General features: G+C 65.6%; 13 protein-coding genes and 1 pseudogene. 7 read left to right on the top strand and 7 right to left on the bottom strand.

Going from position 1 to position 13,815, the window contains the following annotated elements:
- Positions 1-180: 180 nt before the first annotated feature.
- Positions 181-978 (top strand): alpha/beta fold hydrolase, encoded by a 798-nt coding sequence (locus XH90_RS03635; protein WP_194479254.1) that lies wholly within the window; start codon positions 181-183, stop codon positions 976-978.
- A gap of 79 nt (positions 979-1,057) precedes the next feature.
- Here the strand turns inward: XH90_RS03635 and XH90_RS03630 are convergent, their stop codons facing one another.
- The 3 genes from XH90_RS03630 to XH90_RS03620 form a co-directional block, all read right to left on the bottom strand.
- Positions 1,058-1,471 (bottom strand): SRPBCC family protein, encoded by a 414-nt coding sequence (locus XH90_RS03630; protein ID WP_194479253.1) that lies wholly within the window; start codon positions 1,469-1,471, stop codon positions 1,058-1,060.
- A gap of 195 nt (positions 1,472-1,666) precedes the next feature.
- On the bottom strand, positions 1,667-2,197 hold the full coding sequence (locus tag XH90_RS03625; RefSeq protein WP_194479252.1) for a hypothetical protein: 531 nt from the start codon (positions 2,195-2,197) through the stop codon (positions 1,667-1,669).
- A gap of 62 nt (positions 2,198-2,259) precedes the next feature.
- Positions 2,260-3,222, bottom strand: coding sequence for a tetratricopeptide repeat-containing protein (locus tag XH90_RS03620; RefSeq protein WP_194479251.1), 963 nt, complete (start codon positions 3,220-3,222; stop codon positions 2,260-2,262).
- Positions 3,223-3,414: 192 nt separating this feature from the next.
- Between XH90_RS03620 and XH90_RS03615 the strand changes: the two are divergent.
- Positions 3,415-3,495, top strand: a pseudogene (locus XH90_RS03615) (acyl-phosphate--glycerol-3-phosphate O-acyltransferase); the annotation flags it as partial.
- 63 nt (positions 3,496-3,558) lie between these two features.
- Here the strand turns inward: XH90_RS03615 and XH90_RS03610 are convergent.
- On the bottom strand, positions 3,559-4,305 hold the full coding sequence (locus XH90_RS03610; RefSeq protein WP_194479250.1) for a hypothetical protein: 747 nt from the start codon (positions 4,303-4,305) through the stop codon (positions 3,559-3,561).
- Positions 4,306-4,336: 31 nt separating this feature from the next.
- Complete coding sequence (locus tag XH90_RS03605; RefSeq protein WP_194479249.1) at positions 4,337-5,965, bottom strand: amidase family protein; 1,629 nt, start codon at positions 5,963-5,965, stop codon at positions 4,337-4,339.
- 177 nt (positions 5,966-6,142) lie between these two features.
- On the opposite strand from XH90_RS03605, the gene XH90_RS03600 reads away from it, so the two are divergent.
- A complete protein-coding gene (locus tag XH90_RS03600) occupies positions 6,143-7,294 on the top strand; it encodes an acyl-CoA dehydrogenase family protein (protein WP_194479248.1) in 1,152 nt (383 codons plus the stop codon).
- Positions 7,295-7,472: 178 nt separating this feature from the next.
- Positions 7,473-7,982, top strand: coding sequence for a hypothetical protein (locus XH90_RS03595; protein WP_194479247.1), 510 nt, complete (start codon positions 7,473-7,475; stop codon positions 7,980-7,982).
- Positions 7,983-8,000: 18 nt separating this feature from the next.
- Here XH90_RS03595 and XH90_RS03590 read toward each other — a convergent pair whose 3' ends face one another.
- Together XH90_RS03590 and XH90_RS03585 are read right to left on the bottom strand one after the other, a co-directional pair.
- Entirely contained in the window at positions 8,001-10,172 is a 2,172-nt protein-coding gene (locus XH90_RS03590) for a bifunctional diguanylate cyclase/phosphodiesterase (RefSeq protein WP_194479246.1), read from the bottom strand.
- Between the two features lie 422 nt (positions 10,173-10,594).
- Complete coding sequence (locus XH90_RS03585; protein WP_194479245.1) at positions 10,595-11,038, bottom strand: L,D-transpeptidase; 444 nt, start codon at positions 11,036-11,038, stop codon at positions 10,595-10,597.
- Positions 11,039-11,170: 132 nt separating this feature from the next.
- On the opposite strand from XH90_RS03585, the gene mepA reads away from it, so the two are divergent.
- From mepA to modA, 3 genes are all read left to right on the top strand, one after another.
- Positions 11,171-12,115: a penicillin-insensitive murein endopeptidase gene (mepA, locus tag XH90_RS03580; RefSeq protein WP_194479244.1), complete on the top strand. Its 945-nt coding sequence runs from the start codon at positions 11,171-11,173 to the stop codon at positions 12,113-12,115.
- Between the two features lie 219 nt (positions 12,116-12,334).
- Positions 12,335-12,838, top strand: a complete 504-nt coding sequence (locus tag XH90_RS03575) for a hypothetical protein (protein WP_194479243.1) — start codon at positions 12,335-12,337, stop codon at positions 12,836-12,838.
- A gap of 184 nt (positions 12,839-13,022) precedes the next feature.
- Positions 13,023-13,808 (top strand): molybdate ABC transporter substrate-binding protein, encoded by a 786-nt coding sequence (gene modA / locus XH90_RS03570; RefSeq protein ID WP_194479242.1) that lies wholly within the window; start codon positions 13,023-13,025, stop codon positions 13,806-13,808.
- The last annotated feature ends 7 nt before the right edge of the window (positions 13,809-13,815 follow it).

Below are 13,815 nucleotides of genomic sequence, written 5' to 3'. Positions count from 1 at the left end.
AGAAAGCGCCGATGCCGGGAGCTCGAAAACAGCCCGGCGAACGACTTCGTGCGCAACTGCCCCATTCGGCCGGCCAAAATATTCCCTCCCAACCCGCCGAACCTCTCTTCCACCTGTTCGAGTTTGGCGATTACATCGTCGCGCTCGTATTCAACTCATTTTTTGCGCTGGAGGGATTTCATGATTTCGTCAAATGTCACTCGCCGCAGATTGATCGGCGGCCTCGCGGCCGGAGTAAGCGCGGCCTCGGTGGTTTCATCGGGCATCCGCAGGGCCCATGCCCAATCCGCACAAAAGACCTTTGTTCTCGTGGGCGGGGCCTTCTACGGAGCATGGTGCTGGCATCGCGTCACCGAGCGGCTCGAAAAGCAGGGCCACAAGGTCTACGCGTTCACGCTCTCGGGACTGGCAGAGCGCTCGCATCTCCTCAGCAAGGACATCAACCTCGACACGCACATCACGGACATCGCCAATCTCGTCGAATGGGAAGACCTGAAAGACATCTGTCTCGTCGCCCATTCCTATGCCGGATGTCCCGCGTCGGGTGCTCTCGAGCGCATCGGAAGCCGGGTGTCATCGATCGTCTGGGTGGATGCAATCAAGCCCGCCGACGGGCAGGCGTTCCGGGACCTGGTCCCCTTCCCGGTCGAGGAAGGCGCGATCAGCCGCCCGGCTCCCAAGGCGCTGCCGCCGACGGCGTTCAGCGACCCCAAGGACGTTGCCTGGGTTCTCTCAAAGGTCACGCCGCAACCTGTCGGCACATGGCTGCAACCGGTGAAGCTATCGGGCGCGCGCGAGAAGGTCGCGAAGAAGACCTACATCCGGCTGCCCAAATTCCAGCTGGCCGCCCTCGACAAGGCGGCAGCGGAGTGCAAGGCCGACAATTCCTGGACGGTCCTCGAGAACACCACGTCCGGCCACTCGGTCATGATCGCCGAGCCGGATTGGTTGACCGACGTGCTGGTGAAAGCCGCATGAGAGCGACGACGCTGGATGTGGCCGAGCGATCCGTGTCGCTCGGCCTAGGCGTGATGGCGCCCGTCCGGGCCGCCGTCCCTTACGACGCCTGCTTCGCTTCGACGTATCGCGCAAAGCTGTCGAGGATCGCCTGCCAGCCGCCTTGCTGCTGCTCGACCGAATGGGTCGCTTCCGCATCGAAGACGACGCGGACGGTGACGCCCTTCGCCCCTGGCACGAACTCGACTTCGGCCTTGCGATCGCCGAACGCATATTCGATCCGCTTGTGCTCGACGATTTTCGTGTAGGTGCCGGCGAAGTCGAATCCCATGCTGCCGTCCCTGGCCTCCATGCGCGACGAGAACACGCCGCCCTCGCGCAGGTCGACCGTCGCCTTGGTCGTGTGCCAGTCGTCCGACGCGGCGTTCCACTTCACGATGTCGGCAGGCGTCGTGTAGGCACGCCAGACCCGATCGATGGGGGCGGCGACGCTGGTTTCGACGGTGATCCTCATGATTATTGCTCCAGTTCGATTTCGACGGCTCGAGGTGACGAGATCACTTCACCTGCGCGGGGTCTATGCACCGCGTGTTCGGGAAATGTCCACCCAAGGACGATCGAGACCCGTCGATGCCGACATGGTCGAGCCGTCGATGCGATAAAAAGATTCAGGCGGGAGACGCGCCGTCACCCGCTCGCGATCGGCGCGTCAGCAGATCTTCTGAAAACGCGCGCGCCAGCGCGACGCCTTGGCCGGCGGCAGCACGTAGCTTTTGCCCTCGGCCGAGACGGTCAGGGGCTGCCCCGAACCCAAAAGGTCAAGGACGCGGTCTTCCAGCAGGCGCCATTTCTCGCCGGCAAGCTCGGGATGGCCGAGGTCCGGCTGGTTGAACATCGAGGTGTTCGGCGGGAAGGACTCCGGACCGGCGTATGTGAACCCGGCGAAATCCATCTGCATCCTGCCGTTGCCGATCGTGATCGAAGCTTCGGTGTGCTCCTGTTTCGGCGCATCCCCGGGATAGACCGCATCCAGCTCGAAATGCGTACCGCAGCCGATGCGGAATACCGTCTTGCCCCGCGTGTCGGAAAAGGCGAGCCATGGCCGGTCCTGGCGGTCCATCTCGAAGGTCCATGCGCCGCTCCACATCTGCCTCGATGGCACGCCCGCCGCCGTTGCGGCGGCCAAGCCGAGCCACGACAGGGCGACGACAAGTCCGAGCAGCCTTGCAGGCGTCGTCATGGCAGCCTCCCAACGCGATCCGCGCTGATCCTCACACGAAGGACGGACCGACCGGCGCGACGTCAGATCGGCCCGGTCTTCCCGCGAATGGCCGCCGACCGCTTGAACAGTTGCTGCGCATCGGCGTAGCGACCCTGATCCTTGTAGAACGCGGCCAGGTTGTTCAAGATATCGGCGAGATCCGGATGGTCGGGGCCGAGGGTCTTCTCGAAGGTCGCCACCGACTGCTTGTACAGCCGCTCCGCGTCGGCATTGCGGCCCTGGCGCGCATAGAGCGTCGCCAGATTGTTCTGCGCCTGCGCGATGTCGGGATGGTCGGGTCCATACGCCTTCTCGGTGACCGCGATCGCGCGCTTGAGCAGACGCTCGGCATCGGCGTAGCGATGCCGGTGGATGTAGGCGTCGGCGAGATTGCTCATCAGCACCGTGGCCTCGGGATCGTCGGGGCCGTTCGCCTTCTGGAGAATGGCGAGCCCGCGCTTGAACAGCGGCTCGGCCTGGTCGTAGCGGCCCTGGTTGCTGTAGACCGCGGCAAGGTTGCTCATCGCCATCACGATGGAGGGATCGTTGGCACGATGCGCCTTCTCGCGGATGGCGATCGAGCGCTTCAGAAGCGGTTCGGCGTCCGCGTAATGCTCTTCCGCCCGATAGAGTTCGCCCAGATTGTTCAATACGGTTGCAACTTCCGTGGAATTCGGACCGAGCGTCTTCTCCCTGATCGACAATGAGCGCTTGTACAGCAGCTCGGCAACCGGGTATTGGCCCAGATTGTAGTGAATGGTGCCGAGATCATTCAGCGGCATCGCGACCATGGCGTCATCGGTGCCGAACTCCTTCTCGCGCAGGGCTAGGGCCTTCTGGGCGAGCGGCAGCGCTTCGGTGTATTTGCCGGCCTGATAGAGCTGTTTCATCTGCCGAGTGAGTGTGCCCGCCTCATCCTCTTCCGCATGGGACGGCGCGCCCAGCGACAGGCTCAGCGCGAGCGCTGTGACCGCAACACGGATCGATGCTTTCAGGGCCTTCATCGCGCGCTCCTCGTCGCTCCTGCCGGTGGCTTACGCGATTTTGGTGCGCCGGGAGGCCGGACAGGTTCAAAGCGGATGGGGCAGCGGCATGGTGACCGCCTGGCTCCAAGGTCTTGCCCTTGCCCATGGCGATCACGCGAAGCCAGCGGTAAAATACCGGCGACGCGACGCACATCCGTTGGAAAGAAGACGATGGCATTCTGGATCGCAGGCACAGCTGGATTGGCGATCGCCTATCTGCTCGGCGCGATACCCACGGGCTATCTCGCGGGAGCTGCGCCCGCCTCGGTCAAGGCAGCCCTGAGGTGAAAGCAGAGGCGCGGATCTAGCGCGGGGTCAGTTCACCGCCCGAAGCGCGGCGGTGAAGGTGGCGAGATCGGCGCGGGCCAGCTCGTCCGGCGCCCATCGGGGAAGATCGGCGAGCTCTGCGATCACGCGGGCCCGATCCTGCGGCAACAGAAAGTCCGCCCAGACCGCGCGCGTGTCGCGCAGCGAGGCCGCGACCAGGCGGGCGTTGGCCGGCTTGCTGGCGCCCTGGATCGCCGCACAGACCGTGGTCAGGATGTAGACGGCGCTGTTCTTGCGGAAGCCCGCAAATCCTTCCTCGCGAATACGGGTGCGTTGCTCCGGCGGGAGCCCTTTCCAGAACATCTGGCTCGCAACCGCCTCGCGTGCCATGCCCCGGATCATGAAGCTGATCGCCGTCGCGTACTGGTCGCCATACTCGGTCATGTTGCGCGCGAGCGCCGGCAGATCCGGCTGCGGCCCCGGCTTCGCGCCGTAGAAGATGAAGAGCTTGTGGGTCTGGTTTGCGACGTCGGTCCAATCCATCAGCCAGCCCATGTCGCTGCCCTGCTCGGGTGGCAGCGCGGCGAGAGCGTCGAGATCGAAGACATGGCCGAGCAAGGCCGCGATGTCGGGTCGGGTCAGATCAGGCCGTTCGCCCTTCTTCGCGACGCCGTCGACATAGACCTTGAAGGCCTTCGCGGCATCGCGCGCGGCGGCGAGATCCTGCACCCCGTCCTGCGCGAACGCCGGCGAGGCGAGCGCGAGAAGGATCAGGAGGATTCTGACGATCGGCATGGAAATTGGTCGTGCCCGACGCCGGGAAGGTTCAGGCTCGCGCGCGAGCCCGGAGGGCCGGCAGGCCGGGCGGGGGCTTGCGCATCTGCGAGGCCTGCTCATAGGCGTGGGCCAGACGCAGCAGCTTGTGCTCGCTCCAGGCGCGGCCCGCGAAGGTGATGCCGAGCGGATAATCCGGCGTCTCCTTGTCGCCGGCACCGGAGATGAAGCCTCCCGGCACCATGACGCTGGGATAGCCCGCCTTCGCCGAGATCACGCAGCCGCTGCTGCCGGGGAACAGCACGGCGTCGAGCTTGTGCTGGTTCATATAGGCGTCCATGCCCCGCGTCTTCGCCGAGAGCAGGTCCATGGCGCGTGCGGACTTGTACTCGCGCTCGCTCAGATCGCCTCGGGTGAGGTCGGACGCGAGGAACAGGTCCTGACCGAAGCGCAGCGCTTTCTCGGCATTGGCCGCGTTGAAGGCGATGATGTCTGCCATCGTCTCGATGTCGGTATCGGTCGCCCACTCCTTCAGATAGAGATTGAGGCCGTATTTGAGCTCGTAGAGAAACACGATCGGCGAACCGGTCGGATTGCCCTTGTTGCTGCTGAGCGGATTGCGGTTGAGCACGGCCATGCCGGTGCCCGGACCGCCGATCCAGCCGGACGTCGGCATGTTCGCGCGGACGACGACGGCGCCGAGATCCTCCATCACCTTGATCGCCTCGGTCATGACCTTGACCCATCCGGGTTGCAGCTTGCCGTAATAGCGATCGTTCAAGGGATCGGACGGATCGCTCGGCACGCCGATACGCGCGCCCTTGATCGCATCGCGCGAAAGGCCCGCGGTATAGTCGGCCGGTCGCCGCTGCCGCTCCGTCGCCGGATCGCGCGGGTCCTTTTCCGCGAGCACGTTCAAGAGCATTGCCGCGTCACGCACCGTGCGCGTCATGGGTCCTGCGGTATCCTGGCTGTGCGCGATCGGGATGATGCCGGCGCGGCTGATCAGTCCGACGGTCGGCTTGACCGTGACGAGCCCGTTCTGGCTGGCCGGGTACAGCAGCGAGCCCGACGTTTCGGTGCCGATCGAAGCCGCGCAAAATCCTGCGGCCACGGCGACCGCCGACCCCGAGCTCGAGCCGCCGGGAGCCACGACCGGGATGTCGTGCTCACCCATCAGCGCCGGCGCATAGGGATTCTTCACCTGGCCCCCCAGCGAGGAATAGCCCGCCGGCATATCGATCGCGAGGATGTTGGCGAACTCGGTCAGGTTCGCCTTGCCCAGGATCACCGCGCCGGCCTTGCGCAGCAGCTTGACGACGGTGGCGTCGCGCCTCGCCCGCGCGCCTTCCAGCGCCAGCGAGCCCGCCGTCGTCGGCTGCTCGTCAGAGGTCGCGATGTTGTCCTTCACCAGGATCGGCACGCCGGCCAGCGGCCGCCTGGCTGACGGCCTGCCACCGTCGAGTTCGGCCGCGATTGCCAGTGCATCGGGATTGAGCGCCCGGACGGAATTCAGCACCGGCCCGCCCCGGTCATAGGCTGCGATGCGCGCGAGATAGACCTTTGCGAGCGCCGTCGCTGTGACCTCTCCGCCGGCGAGAGCATCGACGATGTCGCTCATCGGCGCGTCTTCAAGCCTCGGCTCGGGCGGCGCCGCGACGCCGCGGGTTGGCTTGTTCATGACGTGCCTCTTGGGCTCTGCTGACGCGGTTCCGACCCGGGATCATGCACATAGCTTCTTCAACATGACAAATATCCCGCTCCGGATTCGCCGCCGCGCCACCTTGATCCGCCCCACCAAATAGACCACCATCGCGTCGCTTACCGCTCACGGCAGAATGGGCGAGGAAACGCTGACATGAACGCAACGGGGTTTGGCCTGGTCGAGCGGGCGCGGGCCATCGCGCCGCTGGTTGCTGACGAGGCAGACGAGATCGAGCGGACGCGGCGGCTGACGCCTGAGGTCGTGGACGCGCTGATCGCAAACGGGCTCTACCGCGCGCTGCTGCCGCAGAGCCTCGGCGGATCGGAAGCGCCGCCCGAGATTTTCATGCAAATGCTGGAGGAGATCGCCAAGGCCGACGCGTCCACGGCCTGGTGCCTCGGCCAAAACAGTGTCTGCGCGATGATCGCGGCCGCGCTCGACCACGACACCGCGCACCAGATCTTCAACACCGCATCAGGCATTCTCGCCTGGGGCGCGGTGGCGCATGAGGCGCGCGCGGTCGAGGGCGGCTACCGCGTCACCGGGCGTTGGGATTTTGCTTCAGGCTCGCGGCAGGCGAGTTGGCTCGGGGCGCATGTCCGCATCGTCGAGGCCGACGGCGTGCCGCGAAAAAATGCCGACGGGTCGCCGGAGATGCGCACCATCCTGTTCCCGCTTGCGAGCGCGGTGCTGCACGACGTCTGGCAGGCGATCGGGCTCGCCGGCACCGGCACCGATTCCTACGAGGTGAAGGACCTCTTCGTCCCCGGTCGCTTTGCCGTCTTCCGCGACATGCCGAGCGCCTTGCGTGAGCCCGGGCCGCTCTACCGGCTTCCGACCGGCTCGACCTACAGCCTCGGCTTTGCCGCAGTCTCGCTCGGCGTCGCGCGCGCGACGCTGGATGCAGCGATCGCACTGGCGCGCGGCAAGCACCAGTCGCTTGCGGCGAACGCGATGCGCGACAATCAGGCAGTCCAGGGCCTGATCGGCCGCACCGAGGGGGACTTACGTGCCGCCCGCGCCTATCTCTATGCGACGGCGAACGCGATGTGGCGCGACCTTTCGGCATCAGGCACGTTCAGCCTGACGCATCGCAGCGCTATCCGCCTCGCCGCGACCTGGACGATTCAGCAATCGGCCAAGGTGGTCGACACCGCCTATCGCATGGCCGGCGCCACCGCTGTCTTCCGCAGCAATCCGTTCGAACGGCGGTTTCGCGACATGCATGCGATCACCCAGCAGATCCAGGCGCGCGACACGCATTTCGAGGATGTCGGCAAGGCGATCCTGTCGGAAGGCCGCTGATCGGGCCACGCTGCTTCTTCCATCGCGATGACCTGCGACCGGTCGCTCCCCACGCCAAGCGGCCGGTTGCGATTGCCTCGATATGCTTGATTTAAATCAAGCCTGCCGCGGCAGCGCCATCTCCGAATAGGCTGTCGATGGCCGCGCCAAAGCGCCGCCGACCAGCACGGAGATGGTCATGAGGTTCTCGAACGCTCTGCGTATTGCCGTTCTCGCCGCGGCCGGTGCCCTGCTCGCCACGGGTGCCCAGGCTGGTCCGATGCCGACATCTGTGGCGACGATCAAATCGATGGTCGATCCCGTTACCACCGAAGTGCGCTGGGGCTACGGCTACCGCGGCGGCTACGGCTATCGCGGCGTCGGATTGGGCTATCGTAGCGGCTACGGTTATCGTGGCGGCCTCGCCTATCGCGGCTTGGGTTACCGCGGCTACGGCTATCGCGGCTATGGCTATCGCGGTTACGGCTATCGTGGCTATGGCTATCGTGGCCTCGGTTACGGCGTCGCAGGCGCCGTCGTCGGCGCCGGGATCGCGAGCGCCTATTACGGAGGCTATGGCGGCTATTACGGCGGTGACTATGGCGGCGGCTATCCCGCCTACGGCTATCCGTCCGCGTCCTACTACGGTTACGGCGGCGGCTATGGCTACGACTATTGCGCGCCCTCCGGTCCCTATGCCGGCTATTAGTCGCGAATCATCGGAAGGCTAAGCCACCAGGGCGGCATCCTCGTCGTCGTCGGCATCGATGCCGCGCTGCGCCGCCAGCAGGCTGATGATTTCGACGTTCGGCCGCGCCTTGCTGAACAGAAAGCCCTGGCCCTCGTCGCACCCCTCGGCGCGGAGGCAGCTCAGCTCGGCTTCAGTCTCGACGCCTTCGGCCGTGATGATGACACCGAGACCTTTGCCGAGGCTGACGATGGAGCGGATGATCGCCTGCGCCTCGCGGTTGGCCCCGAGATCGCGCACGAAGGACTGGTCGATCTTGATCTTGTCGAACGGGAAGCTGCGTAAGTAGCTGAGGCTGGAATAGCCGGTGCCGAAATCGTCCATCGAGATCCGCACGCCGAGCGCGCGCAGCGCATGCAGCGTCGCCAGCACCTGCGCGCTCTTCTCCAAGAGCAGCGTCTCGGTGATCTCGAGCTCGAGCCGCCGCGGCGGCAGGCCGGAATGCTTCAGCGCGTCCGTCACCATCGAGAGCAGATTGCCGCCGCGAAACTGCAGCGGCGACAAATTGACGGCGACGCGGACGTCGTCCGGCCAGGTCGCTGCATCGAGGCAGGCGCGGCGCAGCATCAGGCCGCCGAGCGGATTGATCAAGCCGGTTTCTTCCGCGACCGGAATGAACTCGGCCGGCGAGACCATGCCGCGCTCGGCATGTGGCCAGCGCACCAGCGCCTCGAACCCGGTGATGCGGCCGCTCTGGAGATCGATCAGCGGCTGGTAGTAGGGCCGCAGCACGTCGTGCTGGATCGCATCGCGCAGCTCGACCTCGATCTTGCGACGGCTCTGCGCCTTCGCATCGAGCGCGGCCTCGAAGAAGGCGAAGCTGCCGCGCGCATCCAGTTTGGCGCGCGACAGCGCCATGTCGGCGCTCTTGAGCAGCTTTTCGGACTCGTCGCCGTCGCCGGGTGCCATCGCGATGCCGATGGAGGCGGCGATCACCACGGAGTGACCGTCGAGCAGATAGGGATCGGCGATCGCCTCGAGCAGGCGTTTGGCGAGGCCCACCGCGTCTTCGGGCCGCGTCAGGCCGCTCTGGGCAATGACGAATTCGTCCGAGTTCAGCCGCGCCAGCGCGTCTTCCTCGCGCAAGGTCGAACGCAGGCGCTTGGCGACGCCGCGCAGGAGCTTGTCGCCGACCGCATGACCCAGCGTGTCGTTGACCGCCTTGAAATTGTCCAGTCCGAGCATCAGCACCGCGACCTTCTCGGGGCTGCGCCGCGAATGCAGCAGCATCTCGTCCACGGTCTGGCGGAGCAGATTGCGGTTGGGCAGGCCGGTCAGGGCGTCATGCTGGGCCATGAAGGCAAGCCGCGCCTCGGCGCGCTTGCGCTCGGTGATGTCCATCAGCGCGAGCAGCACCGCGGGCCTCTCGGCATAGGTCAATTCGCGGGAATAGATCGCAAGGTCGATCAGCGTGCCGTCGGCCTTGACGTGCTTCCAGGTCCGCGCGGCCTGCTCTTCGCTGGACCGATCGATGGTCCAGGGCGGCTCGCTGTCGAAGGCCTGCAAGGAGCGGATCTTCAGCCGCTCGAACTCGGCGCGGCTATAGCCGTAATGCGCAACCGCGGCGTCGTTGACGCCGAGAATGTGCTCGTCGTCCAGCGCGCAGACGATCATGGGGACGGGATTGCCGTCGAACAGCAGGCGGAACGAGGCCTCGCGCTGCTTCAATTCGGTGATGTCGACGCGCAGGCCCACGACGCCGCCGTCATCGGTGCGGCGTTCCTCGATCAGGATGACCCGGCCGTCGGACAGCGTCTGCTCGTGGCGCTTGCCGGGCTCGTAGAGTTTCTTCAGCCGCGCGGCGATCCATTCGTCCTCGTGGCCGGCGGCTTCCGGATAGTCGCCGCGGGCAACGCCGACGCGCAGCGTGTCTTCGAGGCGCGCGCCTTCCTGGAAGAGATCGGCGGTCTTGCTGTAGATCTCGGAATACTGCTTGTTCCAGAGCACGTAGCGACCTTCGGGATCGAGGATCACGATGCCCTGAGGCAGGAGGTCGACGGCCTGGCGCAAACGCTCGTGCGATTTGCGCGCGTCCGCGATGGCCGCTTCAGCTTCCGCGCGGCTCTGCACGAGCTGGTCGCGTTCGAGCGGTGCCTGAGGCGCGCGCGAAAATCGCGGCTTGCGCGGCTGGCGACCGCCTTTGGCAAGCACGTTGCGCTTTCGCTTTTCTGTTTTTTTGGACCCCAAACTCAACTTCACACGCCCTAGCCGCGCCCAGCGGCCGCAAGTCTTGCCTCAAGTGTCTGAAAGAAAAGTAATCTTGGTCGATGCCGGCGTGGATGCGGCGGCCGAGCGAGGTGCTGATTTGCCTGTTTGCGAGGCGCGGAGGACGTCGGCGGGCGCGCTAAACCTGCTCGCTCGTCGCAATCGACGAGAGCCGAGCCGCAAAAACACGCAGTCTCCCTGAATCAATTCCGGAACACACGCCGGTTGCATGCAGGACGGTGAGCACGTCTCGTTCCGCGCACGAATTTTGGTCAATGCAGGACAGAGTTATCGCGTCGTTAAGAAGCGCGCCGCACAGGCGGAAAACTTGCGACTTTTTCCCGGTCTCTCCGCTGCGCGCGACGACGCTAGTCAGAAATATGGATCGTGGTGTTGCCCGCGCCCTCGCGCTTGATCAGCGCGAACAGGGCCGCCGCATGCGCGGGATGCAGACGGACGCAGCCATGCGAGGCCGGACCGCCCAGGCGGGAAATGTCGGTCGTGCCGTGAATGGCAAAGCCGTAGTAGAAGAAGATCGCGTGCGGCATCGGCGCGTTGTAGTACTTGCGCGAGAAGTAGCTGCGCATCATCGCCTGCGGATGGAAAGTGCCGCTCGGCGTGCCGTAGCCGCGGCGCCCCGTCGAGACCGGCCAGGAGTAGCGCAGCGCGCCGTCGACCCGCACCGACAAGCGCTGTGTGGATTTGTCGATATCGACCCTGACGTCGGCCCGTGCCGGCGTAACCAGGACGGGCGCCAGCGCAAATGCGGCCAAGGCGACTCGTTGCGCGAGCCGCGTCGGAAAAAATGTCATGATAAAAAAGCCTCTGCCTCGAGGACATGATGCGGCTGGCACGCGGAGGCTGTAAAGACGTTGTGAGCCGAGGCCCGCGTGACAAGCCTAATTCTTAACCCTGACGCCGCGATGGGCTATAAGGTTCTCAGCATGAGTCCCCGCCGCATCGCCCCTCTCCTGCTTGTCATGACGCTCCTGGCCGCCGGCGGCGCGCTGGCCCAGGACAAGGGCAGCGTGAACCCGAAGCCGCTGCCGCCGCTGGCCAATCCGAACGATCCCAAGCTCGGCGCCAAGGAACTGTTCGCACGCAAGCTGTTGCCCTCGACCGGGCCTGCGCGCGTCATCGGCTCCTACGTGAAGGGCTGCATCGGCGGCGCGGCGCAGATGCCGCTCAACGGCGACAACTGGCAGGTGATGCGGCTGTCGCGCAACCGCAATTGGGGCCATCCCGACATGATCGCGCTGATCAAGCGCCTGGCGGCCAAGGCGCACAAGGACGCGGGCTGGCCGGGCATTCTGGTCGGCGACATCGGCCAGCCGCGCGGCGGGCCGGCCTTGTCGGGCCACGCCAGCCATCAGATCGGGCTCGATGCCGACATCTGGCTGACACCGATGCCGGACCATCGCCTCTCGCGCGAGGAACGCGAGGAGATGTCGGCGGTGATGATGGTGCGCGAGGATCGCCTCGACGTCGATCCCAAAGTGTTCACGCCGGGGCATCTGCTGGTGCTGCGCGACGCCGCGCAGGAGCCGGCGGTGCAGCGCATCTTCGTCAATCCCGCGATCAAGAAGGCGCTGTGCCGCGAGGCCAGGGGTGACCGCTCCTGGCTGTCGAAGATCCGGCCGTGGTGGGGCCACGACTATCATTTCCACATCCGCATGCGCTGCCCGGCCGGCGCCAGTGAATGCCAGGGCCAGCCGTCGCAGTCCGAAGGCGAAGGCTGCAAGCCCTCCGATTTCGCCTTCTGGTTCAGCGAGGGCGTGCTGCATCCCAAGCCGCCGCCGGTGCCGCCGAAACCAAAGCCGCCGATGACGCTGGCCCAGATGCCCGCGGCCTGCAAGGTCGTGCTGCACGCGCCGAATGCGAAGCCTTAGTTCTCGTAAGGGATCGAAGCGGCTGCCTCGCACTCAGCCGTCGTCCCGGGGCGCGAAGCGAGCCCGGGCCGACGAACCGGTTGGTTCGCACTTCCCAATTGCGCTAGCATTGCGCCGCCGCCCGGCCGTAAGCCCGCGGCATCCCGGGATGCGCATCCCGTTCACCGACAAAAACCGACAGCAGGCCGCGCCCATGCGCGGCCAACGACGAGATTTGACATGCGCATCCTGGCTCTCCTTGCCGTGCTCTCGACCAGCGCGACCTCCGCTTTCGCTGAGGAGCCCAGCGGCTGTGACAAGTTCAAATGGCCGATCGAGCGCGACCGTGCCGCGCTGACCGCTCCGGACCGCACCAAGCTCGCCTCGGGAGCCGAGCAGGCCGTCGTGCCATCATCGGCGATCACGCTGGGGCTGGTCACGCCGGCCGAGGCAAAACTGCCTTCGCCGCCGGAGCGGGCGCCGAAGGACGGCACTTTTGCCGGCTTCACCAGCATCAAGGCCGTGCCGAAGGCGGGCCTCTACACGATCAGCCTGTCGTCGGGCGCCTGGGTCGACCTGGTTCAGGACGGCCATTTTCTCAGGCCCGTGGCCTTCAGCGGCGCCACCGATTGCGACGGCATCCGCAAGACCATGAAATACGAACTCTCGGAAAAGCCCGTCGTGCTCCAGATCAGCGGCGCCAGGAACAATTCGCTGTCGATTTCGATCCTGCCGGCCCAATAGGTTAGACAAACGGTCGCCTTTGACCTGCGGGCCCAGCCTGCTATCTTCGAGAACTGCGATATCCCCGCCGGCCGTAAGCCGTTGCGGGGGCCACGTGGAACAGCGCTTCCGCCCGTCGCCTCACTCACCCAAAGCCAGAATTGCGCGTGCAATTGCGCGCGCAGGCTCGCACGGAGCGCCATCCATGTATCGACTTGCCGGACTTTTCACCGCCTTCGTCATGCTCGCGGGCACGAGCCTTCCGCCTGCGAACGCCGAGGACAAGACCATCACGGTGTTCGCCGCCGCGTCGATGAAGAACGCGCTCGACGAGGTCGACGCGGCCTACACCGCCAGGACAGGCGTCAAGTTTTCGGTGAGCTACGCCGCGAGCTCGGTATTGGCAAAACAGATCGAGCAGGGCGCACCGGCCGACGTGTTCGTCTCGGCCGATACCGACTGGATGGACTACGCGCTCTCCAAGAAAAACATAAATGAATCGACCCGCGTGAACCTGCTCGGCAACAGCATCGTGCTGATCGCGCCGAAGGATTCCAAGATCGACAACGTCACCATCGCGCAGGGTTTCGACCTCGCCAAGCTTGCGGGCGACGGCAAGATCGCGACCGGCGACGTGAAGTCGGTGCCGGTCGGAAAGTACGCCAAGGCCGCGCTGGAGAAGCTGGGCGCCTGGCAGGCCGCCGAGCCGAAATTCGCCATGGCCGAGAGCGTGCGTGCCGCGCTGACGCTGGTGGCGCGCGGCGAAGCTGCGCTCGGCATCGTCTATTCCACCGACGCCAAGGTCGAGCCCGGCGTGAAGATCGTCGGCACCTTCCCGGCGGATTCGCATCCCGCGATCATCTATCCGGTGGCGGCGACCTCGACGGCAAAGCCCGGGACCAACGACTATCTCGCCTTCCTGCGCTCGACGACGGCCAAGACCATTCTGGAAAAGTACGGTTTCAAGTTCCTGATCAGCCCCACGACCTGATACTTAC

This window comes from Bradyrhizobium sp. CCBAU 53338 (assembly GCF_015291665.1).
In the GTDB taxonomy this organism is placed as follows: domain Bacteria; phylum Pseudomonadota; class Alphaproteobacteria; order Rhizobiales; family Xanthobacteraceae; genus Bradyrhizobium.
The sequence above is the reverse complement of the archived record's forward strand: the minus strand, read 5'-3'. Positions and strand labels throughout refer to the sequence as shown.